Raw genomic sequence first — 14,964 nt, 5'->3', positions numbered from 1 at the left:
GGTCTCATTCCCTTCCTTCGGTGAACCAGGGTTCGGGGTCCACCGGTTCGGCACCCTGCCGCAGTTCCAAGTAAAGCGTTTCCGTCTCGCGCGCGCCACCACCATCTTCCGACGCCGCAAGCATGTCTGCAAGTTCCGGCTCGGCCCCGCCCATCAGGCCAAGGGGCGCCCCCTGCGCCACCACCTCGCCCACCTCACCATAGACGGAACCAAGCCCCGCGAGGATCAAAAGATAGCCGTCTCCCGGTTCGAGGATCATCACATTTCCGTAGTCCAGAAGCGGCCCCCGATAGCGGATCGTCGCCGGCCACGGCGCGGTGACCAGGGCGCGCGGCCGCGTGGCGATCGTCAGCCCCGGCCGCCGCACGCCCGCCGCATCCGCCTCGCCCGGGCGGCGCAACACCGATCCCAGCACCGGGCGCGGCAGCCGCCCCTTGGCGCTGGCGAAATCCTCTACATCCCCGCCCATCGGCGCAAGGCCCGCGGCAAAGGCCTCCAGCGTATCGGCACTCTCCAAAAGCCCGCGCAGCACATCGGGATCCTCGGTGAACCGGCGCGGCAGTTCCGTCCGGTCACTGATCGCCTGGCTCAGCGCCGTCCGCGCCGCCTGCGCCGTGCTCAGGCCCCGCGCCAGCGTCTCGCCCGCCGCCACCTGCAAGGCGCGCAGATCGCGCAACTCCTGCAACTCGCTCCGCAGCCGTGCCGCCTCGGCCTGCAGGGCGGGCGTCACATCGGCCAGCATCATGCCCGACCGCACCGTTCCAAGCGGCCCCGTCGGATGCAAAAGCAGCAAAGGCCCCGGCTCCGCCTCCAGTTGCCCCAGCACCCCCACCAGCTGCGAAATCCGCTCGCGCTCTGCATTGAACTGCAGGTTCAGCGCCGTCTCGCGCAGGGATGCCTGCCGCAAGGCCTCGCGCAATGCGGCCAGACCATCCTCATAGGCGCGGATCGTCTGGGTCAGCGCGGCCACCCGATCACGCGCGCCCTCGGCCTCTTCCATCGCCGCCACCGCCGCCTGCAGATCGGCCGCCGCCTGCCCCGCCTGTTCGGCCACGGTCTGCGCCGTGGCAGGCAGGGCCAGCCCCAGCAGCGCGACCAGCATCGCCTTCCGGGCAAGGGACAGGTGCCGCCTCATGCGATCAGACTCGTCCCCGTCATCTCGGGCGGCTGCGGCAGGCCCATCAGATGCAGCACCGTGGGCGCCAGATCGGCCAGCCGCCCCGCGCGCAGCACGGCGCCCTCAGGGCCGCCCATCAGGATCACCGGCACCGGGTTCGTCGTATGCGCCGTATGCGGCCCACCCGTCCCCGGGTCGATCATCATCTCGCAATTGCCGTGATCCGCCGTCACGATCATCGCCCCGCCCCGGGCCTCCAGTTCCGCCACCGCTGCGCCTAGACAGGCATCCACCGCCTCGCAGGCCCGGATCGCCGCCCCCAGATCGCCGGTATGCCCCACCATATCCGGGTTGGCGAAATTCACCACAATCAGATCATAGCCCTTGCGGATCGCCCCCACCAGCGCCGCCCCCACCTCGGGCGCGCTCATCTCGGGCTGCAGGTCATAGGTCGCCACCTTGGGCGATTTCGGCATCTGCCGATCCTCGCCCGCAAAAGGCTCTTCCCGCCCGCCATTCAGGAAAAAGGTCACATGCGGATATTTCTCCGTCTCCGCCAGCCGGAACTGCGTCCGCCCCTGCTTGGCCACCCATTCGCCCAGCGTGTTCACGATCACCCGCTTCGGAAAGGCCGTCGCCATGTATCCGTTATGCGCGTCCGAATATTCCACCATCCCCAGCAGGGCCGACCACGCCGGTCGCGCGCCCACGTCGAAGGCATCAAACCCCGGCTGCCCGATCGCGGCCAGAATCTCCCGCGCCCGGTCCGCCCGGAAGTTCAGGCAGAACAGCCCATCCCCATCCCGCGCGCCCGTGTAATCGCCGATCACCGTGGGGGCGAGGAATTCATCCGTCTCGCCCTTGGCATAGGATGCTGCCACCGCCGCCACCGCATCCGGCGCCGTCTCGCCCGCGCCCTGCACCATCGCCGCATAGGCGCGGCCCACGCGCTCCCACCGGTTGTCGCGGTCCATCGCCCAATAGCGCCCGATCACGGTCGCCACCCGGGCGCCTTCGGGCAGCTTGGCCACCAGATCGGCCACGAAGCCTTGCGCCGACGAAGGCGCCACATCCCGCCCATCGGTGATCGCGTGCAGCCAGACCGGCACCCCCAGCGCGGTGATCGCCCGAGCGGCGGCCAGCATATGCACGATATGCCCATGCACCCCGCCATCCGACACCACACCCATCAGATGCGCCGCCCCGCCCGCCGCCTTCACCTTGTCGGCAAAGGCCACCAGCGCGGGGTTCGCGGCGAAAGACCCGTCCTCCACCGCAAGGTCGATGGCGCCAAGGTCCATCGCCACCACGCGGCCTGCACCGATATTGGTATGCCCCACCTCGGAATTGCCCATCTGCCCGCGCGGCAGCCCGACATCCGGGCCATGCGTCGTCAGCGTGGCCCGGGGGCAGGTCGCCCACAGCCGGTTGAAATGCGGCACATCCGCCTGCGCGGGCGCATTGCCCTCGCGCCTGTCCGAAAGCCCCCAGCCGTCAAGGATGCACAGGACGACAGGCTTCGGAACGGTCATGGCAGGCTACCCTTTCGTGGTCTTGCCCCTCCCATACCGCCCCCGGCCCCGCCGGGCAACGCGCGGCACCCCTGTCGGCCAAAGTTTTCCGCCGCCCTGCCTGCGCCGCCCTGCCTGCGGCGCCGTTCCACATCAACGACCAGCACCCACCTTCCGCCAGCACAGTGGGGCCGCAGCCCCCGGCGCCTCTCCCCTCCGATCAAACCCTCGCAACGTCCAGCGGCGGCGTCCCATCCGCCCAATCCACTGCCGCATAGGCGCGACACGGGCGCCCCGGCTGTCCGATCCGCCCGCGCCCCCTCCCGAAAAGGCCCAGCAATGCCCCCGTCCGTCACAGCGCCGGGAACACCGCCACCGCCGTCCCCGCTACTGCCCGACCCGTCACCGCGCCCCCGCCCGCGGCCGCCCTCACGTCACACAGCGTCGGCCCACCGCTACGGCGCGCCCTTCAACCGGCCGCCGCGCCATCGCACCCGGCCACGCGCCCCGCCACTGCCGACTTCGCCCCTGCCGACTTCACCCCTGCCTCTTCCCCTGATCGCCCCCAAGGTCACCGCCCATCATCGCTTCACCCCACCACGGCCCCCGGTCACCCCCTGTCGCGCGCCAGTTATTCGCCCCGGTTACCCCCCAGTCACGCGCGCCAGTCCGCACCCCAGTCACGCGCCCCGTTAAGGCACCCCGTTCACGCACCCTGCCCTCCCGGCCACCGCCCGCAAACAGCTGCCACCGCTTCACACAGCGTTAACCTTAACAGCTCAGAAAGGCACCGTGCGTATGCACGCCCGTCTGCACACGTTCCTGCACCAGTTCCGGCACGGCCCAGAAATACCATATTGATATTGTTAACCCGGCGCCCCGGACCGCTGCGCCGATGATAAAGCGCCCGGCGATCCTGAACCCGGTGATCCTAAGCCCGGTGATAAGGCCCGCCCGCCAGAATCGTCGCCGCCCGATACAGCTGCTCGGCCAGCATCACCCGCACCAGCATATGCGGCCAGACCATTCGCCCGAAACTGATCGAAAAATCCGCCCGCGCCCGCAGGCCCGGCGCGATCCCGTCCGCGCCCCCGATGACAATGGCCACATCCTGCCGCCCGCCATCGCGCCACCGCGCCAGCTCGGCGGAAAATTCGGGCGATGTCAGGGTCTTGCCCCGCTCGTCCAGCGTCACCACGAAGGCCCCCGCCGGGATGGCGCGGGCCAGCAGCTCCGCCTCCGCCTCCATCCCGCCGCCCTTGCGATCCTCGACCTCGTGCTCGGTCACGGGGCCAAGCCCCAGCGCCCGCCCCGTCCGATCGAACCGCGTCACATAATCATCGACCAGCGCCCGCTCCGGCCCCGCCCGCATCCGGCCCACGGCGCAAAGATGCACCCGCAAGCCTCACGCCCCGCGATGCGCGCTGCCAGGAAGCCACATCTTTTCAAGCTGATAGAACTCGCGCACCTCGGGCCGGAAGACATGCACGATCACATCCCCCGTATCAATCAACACCCAGTCGCCGGTTTCCTTGCCTTCCATCTTGGACGACACACGGAAATCCTGCTTCAGCCGGTCCACCAGCTTTTCCGAAATCGCCGCCACCTGCCGCGACGACCGCCCCGAGCAGATGACCATGTAATCCGCCACATCCGACCGTCCGCGCAGGTCGATCTGCACGATATCCTCGGCCTTGTCGTCATCGACGGATTTCAGGACGGCGGCCAGAATCTCTTCGGACGTGTATGTGGGCGCGTTCGCCGTGGCTGCATCGCTCATGCGCGGCGCCCTCGGCCCGACCGGAAGCCCGGTCGCTGGGTCAGAATGAGACAGGACATCGTCCTCCAGAAGTTGCACGCCGCATCGCCCCGGCGCCGGGATGGCGCAAGCCTACCACCGCGCTGTCCGTATCTCAACGGCACGCGAAGCGCGCGCGATACAGTCAACCGAACAAAGGTGCAAGGGCAATCGCCCCAGCCCGTAGGATGGGCAGCAGTGCCCATCCTACCGGACCTCCCACCCCACCTCGTTCAACCGCGCCCCCGCAGGCGTCCAGGGCGCATCGTAGAAGGCATAGACCGGCCCGCCCACAACGCGCAGTCCCCGCCCCTCGGCCCATGTCCGCAGCGCTGCCGCCCGGGCGGCCATGTCATCGCCGTCCGGCAGGCCTGAAAACCCCTCCACCACCATCCGCGTCGCAGGCACCTCACGCAGCACGATCCGCCCGTCGGCGGGGGCGGGCAGGCCCGCCGCCACGGCCGCCGCGGGCATGGTGAAGCGCACCACCCAAAGCCCCTCGCCCTGCTCCGCCTGCTCCACCGGCACGGTCATGGCGATCTTGCCGCCTGCATCATTGGCCCCGAAGATATACCCCGCCAGCAACCGGAACCCGGTATTCACCGCCGCCCGCCGATCCCCCCGCACCGTGACCTCGGCCACCATGCGCGGCCCATAGTCGCGCAGGTCCCGCGCGCCCTCTCTATCCACCACCACGAAGGGCGGCATCTCATATCCCTTGCGCATCATCCCCTCTGCCCCCGCCATCCCTGCCAGCAGCCCCGCCAGAACCAGACCCAATCCGATCGCCCGCATCCGCCACTCCCGTCCTTTGCCCGCCCTTACCGCCCCCACCGCCATACCGCAGGCTGCCTCCCCACGCCGCAGGATTTCCCCGCCACTGGCCGATTTCGGCCGGAAAGCCCCATTACCCTCATCCATGTGCAATCCTCAAAGGCCCCCGTCATGCCAAACCCGGATTTCGAGGCCCGCCTCGCCCGCCTGCGCCAATCAGAACGCGGACAGACCGCCCCCACTAAGGCACCACACCCACCAGCCCGCCACTATCGCGACCGGCTCAACCGCGCCCTCGCCGCCGCCAGCGCGGCAGGCATCGGCCGGAACGCCTGCTTCCCGCCCGCCATGCGCGCGCTGGCGCGCTTGGGGCTTCCCGTCCGCCCCCTGCATTTCAAATCCACCGCCTCTCTCTTCGCCTCCGGCGTCTGCCTCGGCCTTGCCATCTTCGGCGGCACGCTCTGGCTCTTCACCTCGGGCCTTCTGTCCTCTGTCCCGGCTGGCCCTATCCGCGGCCTCGTCACGCTGGGCTGGCCCGGCGTCGCCGCGCTCTCGCTCGGCATCGGTGCCGCCTTCGCCGCCATCATCCGCGCCCAGGCCGCCCGCGCCCGCCTGCCCCGCTGGCAGGATCTCTGACCCGCCCACCCGCGCCGCTTGCCATGCACTTGCCACACAGGGGATTCGCGCGTATCTACCCGCGCATGACCCGCTTCTTCGACATGGCCGATCACGCCCGCCTGCCCTGGCGCTTCACCCGCGAAAGCCGGTCCGTCCTCGCACGACTTATCTGACGCCGCTTCCCCGTCGTCCGGCGCCTTGACGCCTCCTTCACAGCCATATCCGAAAGAGATGAGCCATGACCGCTCCGCGCACCCTCTATGACAAGATCTGGGATGATCACGTCGTCCATCAGGCCGAAGACGGCACCTGCCTGCTGTATATCGACCGCCACCTCGTGCATGAGGTGACCTCGCCGCAGGCCTTCGAAGGGCTCCGCATGACGGGCCGCAAGGTCCGCGCGCCCGAAAAGACCATCGCCGTGCCGGATCACAACGTCCCCACGACCGCAGGCCGTGACAAGCACATTGATAACGAAGAAAGCCGTATCCAGGTCGAAGCACTCGACAAGAACGCCAAGGATTTCGGGATCAACTACTATCCCGTCTCCGACATCCGTCAGGGCATCGTCCACATCGTCGGCCCCGAACAGGGCTGGACGCTGCCGGGAATGACCGTCGTCTGCGGTGACAGCCACACCGCCACCCACGGCGCCTTCGGGGCGCTGGCGCATGGCATCGGCACCTCCGAAGTGGAACACGTTCTGGCGACCCAGACGCTGATCCAGAAGAAGTCCAAGAACATGAAGGTGGAAATCACCGGCTCCCTCCGCCCCGGCGTCACCGCCAAGGACATCACCCTCTCGGTGATCGGCGCGACGGGCACGGCGGGCGGCACCGGCTATGTCATCGAATATTGCGGCCAGGCCATCCGCGAACTTTCGATGGAAGGCCGCATGACCGTCTGCAACATGGCCATCGAAGGCGGCGCCCGCGCGGGCCTCATTGCGCCGGATGAAAAGACCTTCGCCTATGTGCAGGGTCGCCCCCACGCCCCGAAAGGTGCGAAATGGGAGGCCGCGCTGGCGTACTGGAAAACCCTCTTCACCGATGAAGGCGCGCATTTCGACAAGGTGGTCACGATCCGCGGCGAAGACATCGCCCCCGTCGTCACCTGGGGCACCTCGCCCGAAGACGTGCTGCCCATCACCGGCGTGGTCCCCTCGCCCGACGATTTCTCCGGCGGCAAGGGCGACGCGGCGAAGCGGTCGCTCGATTACATGGGCCTGACCCCCGGCATGAAGCTGACGGATATCGCGATCGACACGGTCTTCATCGGCTCCTGCACCAATGGCCGGATCGAAGACCTCCGCGCCGCGGCGGCGATCCTGAAGGGCAAGAAGATCAAGGTCAAACGCGCGATGGTCGTCCCCGGATCGGGCCTCGTCCGCGCCCAGGCGGAAGAGGAAGGTCTGGCCCAGATCTTCATCGACGCAGGGTTTGAATGGCGCCTTGCGGGCTGCTCCATGTGCCTTGCCATGAACCCCGATCAACTCGCCCCCGGCGAACGCTGCGCCGCCACATCGAACCGCAACTTCGAAGGCCGCCAGGGCCGCGGCGGCCGCACGCACCTGCTCTCGCCTGCCATGGCGGCGGCGGCGGCGATCACGGGTCACCTGACCGACGTGCGCGAACTGATGGCTGAGAAGGTGTAAGGACAGGACCAATGGACAAATTCACCACCCTGACCGGCATCGCGGCCCCCATGCCGCTGGTCAATATCGACACCGATATGATCATCCCCAAGCAGTTCCTGAAGACGATCCAGCGTTCGGGTCTCGGCAAGAACCTGTTTGACGAGATGCGCTACACGCAGGACGGGCAGGAAATCCCCGATTTCGTGCTGAACCAGCCTGCCTATCGCAACGCCCAGATCCTTGTCGCGGGCGACAATTTCGGTTGCGGCTCCTCGCGCGAACATGCCCCTTGGGCGCTTCTGGATTTCGGCATCCGCTGTGTGATCTCCACCAGCTTTGCCGACATCTTCTTCAACAACTGCTTCAAGAACGGCATCCTGCCCATCGTCCTGCCGCAGGATCAGGTGGATGTGCTGATGGCCGACGCGAAGAAGGGCGCCAATGCCCGCATCACCGTCGATCTGGAAGCGCAGACCGTCACCACCTCGGATGGCCAGTCCTTCCGCTTCGAAGTGGACCCGTTCCGCAAGCACTGCCTGCTCAACGGGCTCGATGACATCGGCCTGACGCTCGAAAAAGCGGCAGCGATCGACAGCTTCGAGAAAAAAGTCGCAACCCTGCGTCCCTGGGCCTGATCCCCCGTCGGATCAGCGCTTAGTTAACAAAAATTTAACAAACACAAGATCTTGGGCCGCCCCTCGGGGCGGCCATTTCATTGCCGGAATCTTGATGCAATCCGGCGACACCTTGTCCCCGAAATGGCCGCAAAGCCCTGCATACATCCGAAAGTCTGTTGTAACGATTGGCGAAAGAAGGCACAAATTGGGCAAGATTGAGGCAATCCGCCATAATGTGCGGGAGTTCGCTGATACCGGCACCGAAGGCAAACTTCGGGCCGCGCAGCGGAAAGGAAGCAGGGCAGTGAGTTCGCGGCTTGCCGGGGCGCTTTTGCGCGCAATTCTGATGGTGGCGCTTGTGCTTGCGCCATCCATGCTCGTTCCGGGCCTCTCCTCCGATGCGCAACAAACCGTCGCCCTGGTCGCCCTCTTTGCCGGTCTGTTCACCTTCGTGGAATACAAGGCCGAAGCGCCCGGCCTGATCGAATTCCGCGACGCCCCGCCCTTCAATCGCATCCGCGTCACGCTTCTTGCGCTGACCCTGCTCGCGCTGTCGCTGATCGAACGGGGGCGCAGCGATCCCTCCACCCTCACCCAACTGGTCGAGGCTGTGGGCGCCCTGATCGGCATGGCCATGGATTTCCCCTACAGCCCCGTGCGGCTTGCCACGCAAGCCCTGACCCCCGGCGCGACCGAGGCAGACATCGCCATCGTCCGCACCGCAGCCGGCACCGCCTATCTCACCTCGCTTCTGGTGCTGATCCTGTTCTCCTTCAACATGCGCATGGGCACCTGGCCGCGTCCGGGACAGGTCTTCAACGTCTGGATCAACCTGCCGACCTTCGATCCGACCAGCGGCCCCGACATCGTCGCCCGGCTGGAACGCGATGCCCGCGTTAACATTGCGTTAGGGTTCCTGCTGCCATTCTTCGCCCCGGTCGTGGTGCGCCTTGTCCTGGGCGGGATTGATCCCGCCGGGCTTGGCAGCGCGCACAGCCTGATCTGGACGATGACAGCATGGGCCTTCCTACCAGCCAGCCTCTTCATGCGCGGGATCGCGATGCAGCGCGTCGCCCGCATGATCCGCGACAAGCGGCGCGAAAACGCACCCGACACGCCGGAAGGCATGCTCGCCGCCTGATCGCGGCCCCTCTCGCGCCCCTTTTCGCCGCGCTCATCGCCATCCTCCTCAGCGCGCAGCAACTCGGCGCAGAAACGCTGCGCCTCGTGCTGTGGAATGTCGAATTGCAGCGCAGCGGCCCCGGCCTCCTGCTGCGCGACATCGCCCGTGGCGATGATCCGCAGGTCGCCGCCATCGTGGCGGTGCTCGCCCGGCTGGATGCCGATATCGTGGTGCTCACCAACCTTGACCACGATCCCGCTCTGCACGCCCTCTCTGCGCTGGAAGACCGCCTGCGACAGGCGGGCCACCCTTATCGGCATCTCTACGCCCCCCGCCCCAACAGCGGCCAGCCCACCGGCTTTGATGTCGATGGCGACGAGCAGGCGCACGGGGCCGGGGATGCGCAAAGCTGGGGCCGCTTTCCCGGTCAGGGCGGCATGGCCGTCCTGTCGCGCCTGCCCTTGCAGGCCGGGGCGGCGCAGGATTTTACCGGCTTTCTCTGGGCGGATCTGCCACAGGCGAACCTCCCCCCCGGCATGGATCCGGGGCTTGCCGCGATCCAGCGCCTGCCATCGCACAGCCACGTCATCCTTCCCGTGCGGTTGCCCGGGGACAGGCCCCTCTCGCTGATGCTCTGGCACGCCAGCCCGCCGGTCTTTGACGGGGCGGATGACCGCAACGGCCGCCGCAACGCCGACGAAGCCGCGTTCTGGCGCCACCTTCTGGATGGCCGCCTTCCCCTTCCGCCCCCAGAACCGCCCTTCCTCCTGATGGGCAGCGCCAACCTCGATCCCGTGGATGGCGATGGCCGCCCCGAGGCGCTGCAGGCCCTGCTCCATCACCCCGCGCTGGCCGATCCGGCACCGCGCGGCACCCATGCACGGCAAGAGCCCGGCCATCGGGGCGATCCGGCACAGGACACCGCCCTTTTCCCGCAAACAGGCGGCCTGCGGCTGGAATACGTCCTGCCCTCGCGCGATCTCCGCATCAGCGGCAGCGGCGTCCTCTGGCCACCGGCCACCGATCCGCTGACCGCCACGCTGCAGGCGGCGTCGCGGCATTATCCCGTCTGGCTTGACGTGGATGTTCCTGACTAGTCTTCGGCTGTCGCTCTGGCTGCATCCACAAGCGACAGCACCATCTTCTGCCGCGTATTCGCCACCTTGACCAATACCCCATCCTTGAGTTCGAGAAACGTCTCGCCCCCTTGGCGACGCAGGGTCTGCACGTCCCGCAAGGCCACCCAGTCCGACCGCGACACCCGCACCCCCAGCCGTTCCGGCAGCCGATCCACCACCCGCCCGAACGGCCCTGGCAGAAAAAGCCGTTCGCGCACCGTCTGCACCCGCAGGTAATTTCCCTCTGCCGTGATCCGCACAAGATCCCGTGTCGGGAAGGACTGCCCGCCGATCTCGACAACGTCGGGAACGGCGGTCGGCAAGGGCAGCATGGGCTCGGATGCGTGCGTTGTCCCGTCCGACCGCAGGTCACGCAGGATGCGCGGCATCATGACAAGCATAACGATATGCGCCAGCATCTCGACCAGCATGTAATAGAAAACGAACAGAACCGCCGATCGGGCCAGACTGGTGCGATAGCCAAGGATCAGGAACTCCGCCAGATCCCCGACCGCCACCCCGAACAGCGAAATGGCCGCCAGCACTGGCGACGCCAGAACGCGCAGGACGCGGCCGCGATATCGGGCGATCAGGTCAAGCGCGACCGTCACCGCCAGCAGCAACACAAGCGCCCCGATGATCGACAGGGCGACAATCACCGCCCGATCGTTAAAGCCGCTGCGCGGCAGACCGACGCGCGTATCCAATAGCGTCAGAAAGAAGCCCACCAGAAAGTAATGCATCAGCATGTACCGATGCAGCAGGGACCGAAACACTTCGAACGGCCCCAAGACGAGGCTGTCGCCGGAAAAAAGGATCACCTCGACGCGCGGGTCGGCGGGCGGAGGCAGGCGCATCATGTCAACGACCGGTCCCTTGCAGATCACGGATCAGTCGGCCGTTGCCAGCAAGTGGCGCGGCCGTGCGATGCTCCCGGCCGTGGCGTGCAGGCGCCGTTGCCACCAGCGGTCCGAGCCACGCCAGAACTTCGCTCCGCAGGGCCGCAGATACCGGCACCTGCGCGCCGCATGTCACTTGCAACCAGATGTCACGCCCCTTGCGATGCACCGCCACAACCGCTGCGCGCGATACCCAATGCGATCGCTGCACCTGCCGCCCCTTGTCCACGGGCATTTGCGCCATCACCGCCGCGAAAGGCCCCGGAACAAGCTGTCGCCCGCGCACCGTGACGACGGTCACATAGTTTCCGCTGGCCTCAAGGCGAAGCACATCCTCGACGGGGATTCCCTTCATCCCGGCCTGCCGCAAGAGTCGGCCCTGCGCATTGTCGTGCGACCTGTGCACCATCTCGCGCCCCGCCACTGGTTGGCCGCCCTCCGGGGGCAGGATGCCCTGCTCGGCCACCACCGCAGGGTTTTCGACGGCCTCCGCTACCACCGGGATCGGTTGGCCGTTGCGAAGTTTCGAAAGGGCGCGACGCATCGACCCACGAAAGACAAGCGTCGCCGCCACCTCCAGAAACAGCACGCTGACAAAGGGCAGGACATGGGAATTCAGCGTGATCCAGTGCGCTCCGGCAAAGATGATCGGATGCACCAGATCGACGACCCCGAGCATCCCCGCCGCGGCCAGCGCCAGCCCCGGCGTCAACCACACGGTCAGGATGCGCGCTGTGGGAAACAGTCGTCGGAGCGACCACGCGCTCACCCTGACATAAAGCATCAAAAGAATTTGTGCGGTGACCAGCCCGACCACAATACAGGGCACATAAAGATCAATGGGAATTTGGCTGCGATCCAACGCAAAAAGCAGAACAATCGCCGGGACCGAAAGCCCTGCACAGGCGGCAAGAACATACCTGTGGCGCATTGCTTTGCGAAATTCATTTATGTCGTGAAAGATCAATCGTTCGCTCAGCAACCGCAATTCAAGCTGCGGCCCGCTTTCGCGCCTGTAGATGCGCCCGTCACGTGCGGGCGTCTCCGTCGAAATCGGCATTCCAAACACTCAAATTGACCACTGACACCCGCACCTCAGCCGTCACCCAAGATAACGCGCGCCCTATCCCCATGTCCAAGAAAAGTTCATTTCTCGGGTCTGACAACTATCCTATGGTATAGTCTAGATTTGATACTCTTTCGGTCTGCCCACCGGCGACCGGCTCAAGGCCATCCCGCCTTGACCAGCGCTGGCCAAGCCGATAGGCCATCGCGCTAAGTTTCCCCAGCCCTGCAGGAGCGTCCCCGTGGCCAATCCATCCCTTCTCATCCTTGCCGGCGATGGCATCGGCCCCGAAGTCATGGCCGAAGTGAAGAAGATCATCGCCTGGTTCGGCACCCGCCGCGGCGTGACCTTCGACGTCACCGAAGACCTCGTCGGTGGCTGCGCCTATGACAAACACGGCACCCCCCTGCATGATGACACGATGGCCAAGGCGCAGGCGGTGGATGCCGTCCTCCTCGGCGCCGTCGGCGGGCCGCAATATGACAACCTCGACTTCTCGGTGAAACCTGAACGCGGCCTCCTGCGCCTGCGCAAGGAGATGGATCTCTACTCCAACCTCCGCCCCGCCCAGTGCTTTGACGCGCTGGCCGACTTCTCCTCGCTGAAGAAAGAGGTCGTCGCAGGCCTTGATATCGTCATTGTCCGCGAACTGACCTCCGGCGTCTATTTCGGCGAACCGCGCGGGATCTTCACCGAAGGCAACGAACGCGTGGGCATCAACACCCAGCGCTATACGGAAAGCGAGATTGCCCGCGTGGCGCGGTCGGCCTTCGAACTGGCCCGCCGCCGCAACAACAAGGTCTGCTCGATGGAGAAGGCCAATGTGATGGAATCGGGCATCCTGTGGCGTCAGGTCGTGCAGGAAATCCATGACAAGGAATATCCCGACGTGGCGCTTTCGCACATGTATGCCGATGCCGGCGCCATGCAGCTTTGCCGCTGGCCCAAACAGTTCGACGTCATCGTGACCGACAACCTCTTCGGCGACCTGCTGTCGGATGCCGCCGCCATGCTGACCGGCTCGCTGGGCATGCTGCCCTCGGCCAGCCTCGGCGCGCCGATGGCCAATGGCCGGCCCAAGGCGCTGTATGAACCCGTCCACGGCTCGGCCCCCGACATCGCGGGTCAGGGCAAGGCAAACCCCATCGCCTGCATCCTCTCCTTCGCGATGGCGCTGCGCTACAGCTTCGACATGGGCGATGAGGCGACGCGGGTCGAGAAGGCGGTGGAAAAGGTGCTGGCGGACGGCGTCCGCACCGCCGATCTGATGGGCCCCGAAGGTGGCACCCCCGTCTCCACCGCCCAGATGGGCGACGCGATCCTCGCTGCGCTCGACGCCTCGCTCTGACGCGTAGGATGGGCCAACGGCCCATCCTACCCCGCGCAACCGCGTAGGATGGGCCATCCGGCCCATCCCCCCGCAGGTCGGCACAACCGCACCTTGCACCCGCCCCCGTCCCGGTCCATTACGGTATCGCTCCCAGCCCGCGCCGGACCGAAGGCCCCCCATGACCTCATCGCAATCCAACCTCAAGGGCGCCGTGCTGTCGCTGGCTGCCTTTGCCATTTATGCTACCCATGACGTGGTGGTGAAGTATCTGGGCAGCGACTATTCCGCCGTGCAGATCATCTTCTTCTCGGGCCTTCTGTCCTTCCCCCTCGTCACCGTCATGCTCTTGGGCGACAAGCGGGATGAAAACCTCGTCCCCCGCCATCCGTGGTGGAGCCTCGCCCGCGCCATCTCGGCGGTGCTGACCGGGGTGGCGGGTTTCTTCGCCTTCTCGCAACTGCCCATGGCGCAGGCCTATGCCATCTTCTTTGCCATGCCGCTCTTGATCACGCTGATGGCGATCCCGATGCTGGGCGAAAAGGTGGGGCTGCGCCGGGGCATTGCCGTCGTCGTGGGCCTGATCGGCGTGCTTGTCGTCCTGCGCCCGGGCGAGGCGGATCTGGGTCTGGGCCATCTCGCCGCGCTGTCGGCCGCCATCACCGGCGCGCTCACCTCGGTCATCGTGCGAAAGATCGGGGCCGATGAACGCTCAGCCGTGCTGATGCTCTTCCCGATGCTCGGCAACGTGCTGGCGATGGGCGCGGTCCTGCCCTTCGTCTATGTCCCCATGCCGGTGGCGCATCTGGGCATGATGGGGATCATCGCCCTGTTCGGCTTTGTCGCGGGTCTTCTGGTGATCAAGGCCTACCGCACCGCCCCCGCCGTGATCGTGGCCCCCATGCAGTATTCCCAGATCCTCTGGGCCGCGCTCTACGGATCACTTCTCTTCAACGAAACCGTCGATCTCTACACCGCCCTCGGCAGCGCCATCATCATCGCATCCGGCATCTACATCGTGCTGCGCGAAGGCACGCCCAGCGTATCAGAGAACCGCCCCGTCCTGTCCACCCGCAGCCGCCCCGAAACCGGCACCATGCCCCGGATCAGCGTGATGATGCGGCGCTTGGGGATTCCCGAACGGCAGGACTGACCCCCCGCCTTTTCCCCACCCATCCCCCTTGCAAATGCCGCCGCAGGGCTGTAACCCACCCCGCAATGGTCGGAGCGTAGCGCAGTCTGGTAGCGCACCTGCTTCGGGAGCAGGGGGTCGGAGGTTCGAATCCTCTCGCTCCGACCAATATCCCGAACAACTCAACCCCCCGCAGCGACAGCCGCACGCCTGCACCTGCACAAATGC

14 protein-coding genes and 1 tRNA gene are annotated in these 14,964 nt (G+C 66.5%); 8 read left to right on the top strand and 7 right to left on the bottom strand.

All coding sequences use genetic code 11. From position 1 onward, the window contains the following. Positions 1–4: 4 nt before the first annotated feature. The 5 genes from GU920_RS17085 to GU920_RS17065 form a co-directional block, all read right to left on the bottom strand. Positions 5–1,135, bottom strand: coding sequence for a murein hydrolase activator EnvC family protein (locus GU920_RS17085; protein WP_161768326.1), 1,131 nt, complete (start codon positions 1,133–1,135; stop codon positions 5–7). Beyond that, positions 1,132–2,649 carry a 2,3-bisphosphoglycerate-independent phosphoglycerate mutase gene (gpmI, locus tag GU920_RS17080; protein WP_161768325.1) on the bottom strand — a complete coding sequence of 506 codons (1,518 nt, stop codon included), beginning with the start codon at positions 2,647–2,649 and terminating at the stop codon, positions 1,132–1,134. The genes GU920_RS17085 and gpmI overlap by 4 nt, the downstream gene beginning before the upstream one ends. 910 nt (positions 2,650–3,559) lie before the next feature. After that, positions 3,560–4,030, bottom strand: a complete 471-nt coding sequence (gene rlmH / locus GU920_RS17075; protein ID WP_161768324.1) for a 23S rRNA (pseudouridine(1915)-N(3))-methyltransferase RlmH — start codon at positions 4,028–4,030, stop codon at positions 3,560–3,562. Positions 4,031–4,033: 3 nt separating this feature from the next. Further along, positions 4,034–4,510 carry a ribosome silencing factor gene (gene rsfS / locus GU920_RS17070; protein WP_394351574.1) on the bottom strand — a complete coding sequence of 159 codons (477 nt, stop codon included), beginning with the start codon at positions 4,508–4,510 and terminating at the stop codon, positions 4,034–4,036. Positions 4,511–4,633: 123 nt separating this feature from the next. Continuing rightward, positions 4,634–5,221: an SOUL family heme-binding protein gene (locus GU920_RS17065; RefSeq protein ID WP_161768322.1), complete on the bottom strand. Its 588-nt coding sequence runs from the start codon at positions 5,219–5,221 to the stop codon at positions 4,634–4,636. Positions 5,222–5,371: 150 nt separating this feature from the next. On the opposite strand from GU920_RS17065, the gene GU920_RS17060 reads away from it, so the two are divergent. The 5 genes from GU920_RS17060 to GU920_RS17040 all read left to right on the top strand — a co-directional run bounded on the left by GU920_RS17060 (position 5,372) and on the right by GU920_RS17040 (position 10,291). Next, complete coding sequence (locus GU920_RS17060) at positions 5,372–5,836, top strand: DUF6404 family protein (RefSeq protein ID WP_161768321.1); 465 nt, start codon at positions 5,372–5,374, stop codon at positions 5,834–5,836. A gap of 220 nt (positions 5,837–6,056) precedes the next feature. Further along, complete coding sequence (gene leuC, locus GU920_RS17055) at positions 6,057–7,472, top strand: 3-isopropylmalate dehydratase large subunit (protein WP_161768320.1); 1,416 nt, start codon at positions 6,057–6,059, stop codon at positions 7,470–7,472. Between the two features lie 11 nt (positions 7,473–7,483). Continuing rightward, positions 7,484–8,089: a 3-isopropylmalate dehydratase small subunit gene (gene leuD, locus GU920_RS17050; protein WP_161768319.1), complete on the top strand. Its 606-nt coding sequence runs from the start codon at positions 7,484–7,486 to the stop codon at positions 8,087–8,089. A 286-nt stretch (positions 8,090–8,375) separates the two neighbouring features. After that, complete coding sequence (locus tag GU920_RS17045) at positions 8,376–9,212, top strand: hypothetical protein (protein WP_161768318.1); 837 nt, start codon at positions 8,376–8,378, stop codon at positions 9,210–9,212. A gap of 86 nt (positions 9,213–9,298) precedes the next feature. Continuing rightward, complete coding sequence (locus GU920_RS17040) at positions 9,299–10,291, top strand: endonuclease/exonuclease/phosphatase family protein (protein ID WP_201744228.1); 993 nt, start codon at positions 9,299–9,301, stop codon at positions 10,289–10,291. Here GU920_RS17040 and GU920_RS17035 read toward each other — a convergent pair. Beyond that, the gene (locus GU920_RS17035; RefSeq protein WP_161768316.1) at positions 10,288–11,172 is read right to left on the bottom strand and encodes a LytTR family DNA-binding domain-containing protein; all 885 of its coding nucleotides are present in this window, start codon (positions 11,170–11,172) and stop codon (positions 10,288–10,290) included. The two genes, GU920_RS17040 and GU920_RS17035, sit on opposite strands and share 4 nt — an antisense overlap. 1 nt (position 11,173) lies before the next feature. Then, entirely contained in the window at positions 11,174–12,193 is a 1,020-nt protein-coding gene (locus GU920_RS17030; protein WP_161768315.1) for a LytTR family DNA-binding domain-containing protein, read from the bottom strand. 325 nt (positions 12,194–12,518) lie between these two features. Between GU920_RS17030 and leuB the strand changes: the two genes are divergently transcribed. The 3 genes from leuB to GU920_RS17015 all read left to right on the top strand — a co-directional run bounded on the left by leuB (position 12,519) and on the right by GU920_RS17015 (position 14,904). Continuing rightward, the gene (gene leuB / locus GU920_RS17025) at positions 12,519–13,625 is read left to right on the top strand and encodes a 3-isopropylmalate dehydrogenase (RefSeq protein WP_161768314.1); all 1,107 of its coding nucleotides are present in this window, start codon (positions 12,519–12,521) and stop codon (positions 13,623–13,625) included. Between the two features lie 160 nt (positions 13,626–13,785). Next, complete coding sequence (locus GU920_RS17020; protein ID WP_161768313.1) at positions 13,786–14,757, top strand: DMT family transporter; 972 nt, start codon at positions 13,786–13,788, stop codon at positions 14,755–14,757. Positions 14,758–14,827: 70 nt separating this feature from the next. Then, positions 14,828–14,904: transfer RNA gene (locus GU920_RS17015), tRNA-Pro, on the top strand. Positions 14,905–14,964: the final 60 nt, after the last annotated feature.

This window comes from Paragemmobacter ruber (assembly GCF_009908315.1).
Classification (GTDB): Bacteria; Pseudomonadota; Alphaproteobacteria; order Rhodobacterales; family Rhodobacteraceae; genus Paragemmobacter; species Paragemmobacter ruber.
The sequence above is the reverse complement of the archived record's forward strand: the minus strand, read 5'-3'. Positions and strand labels throughout refer to the sequence as shown.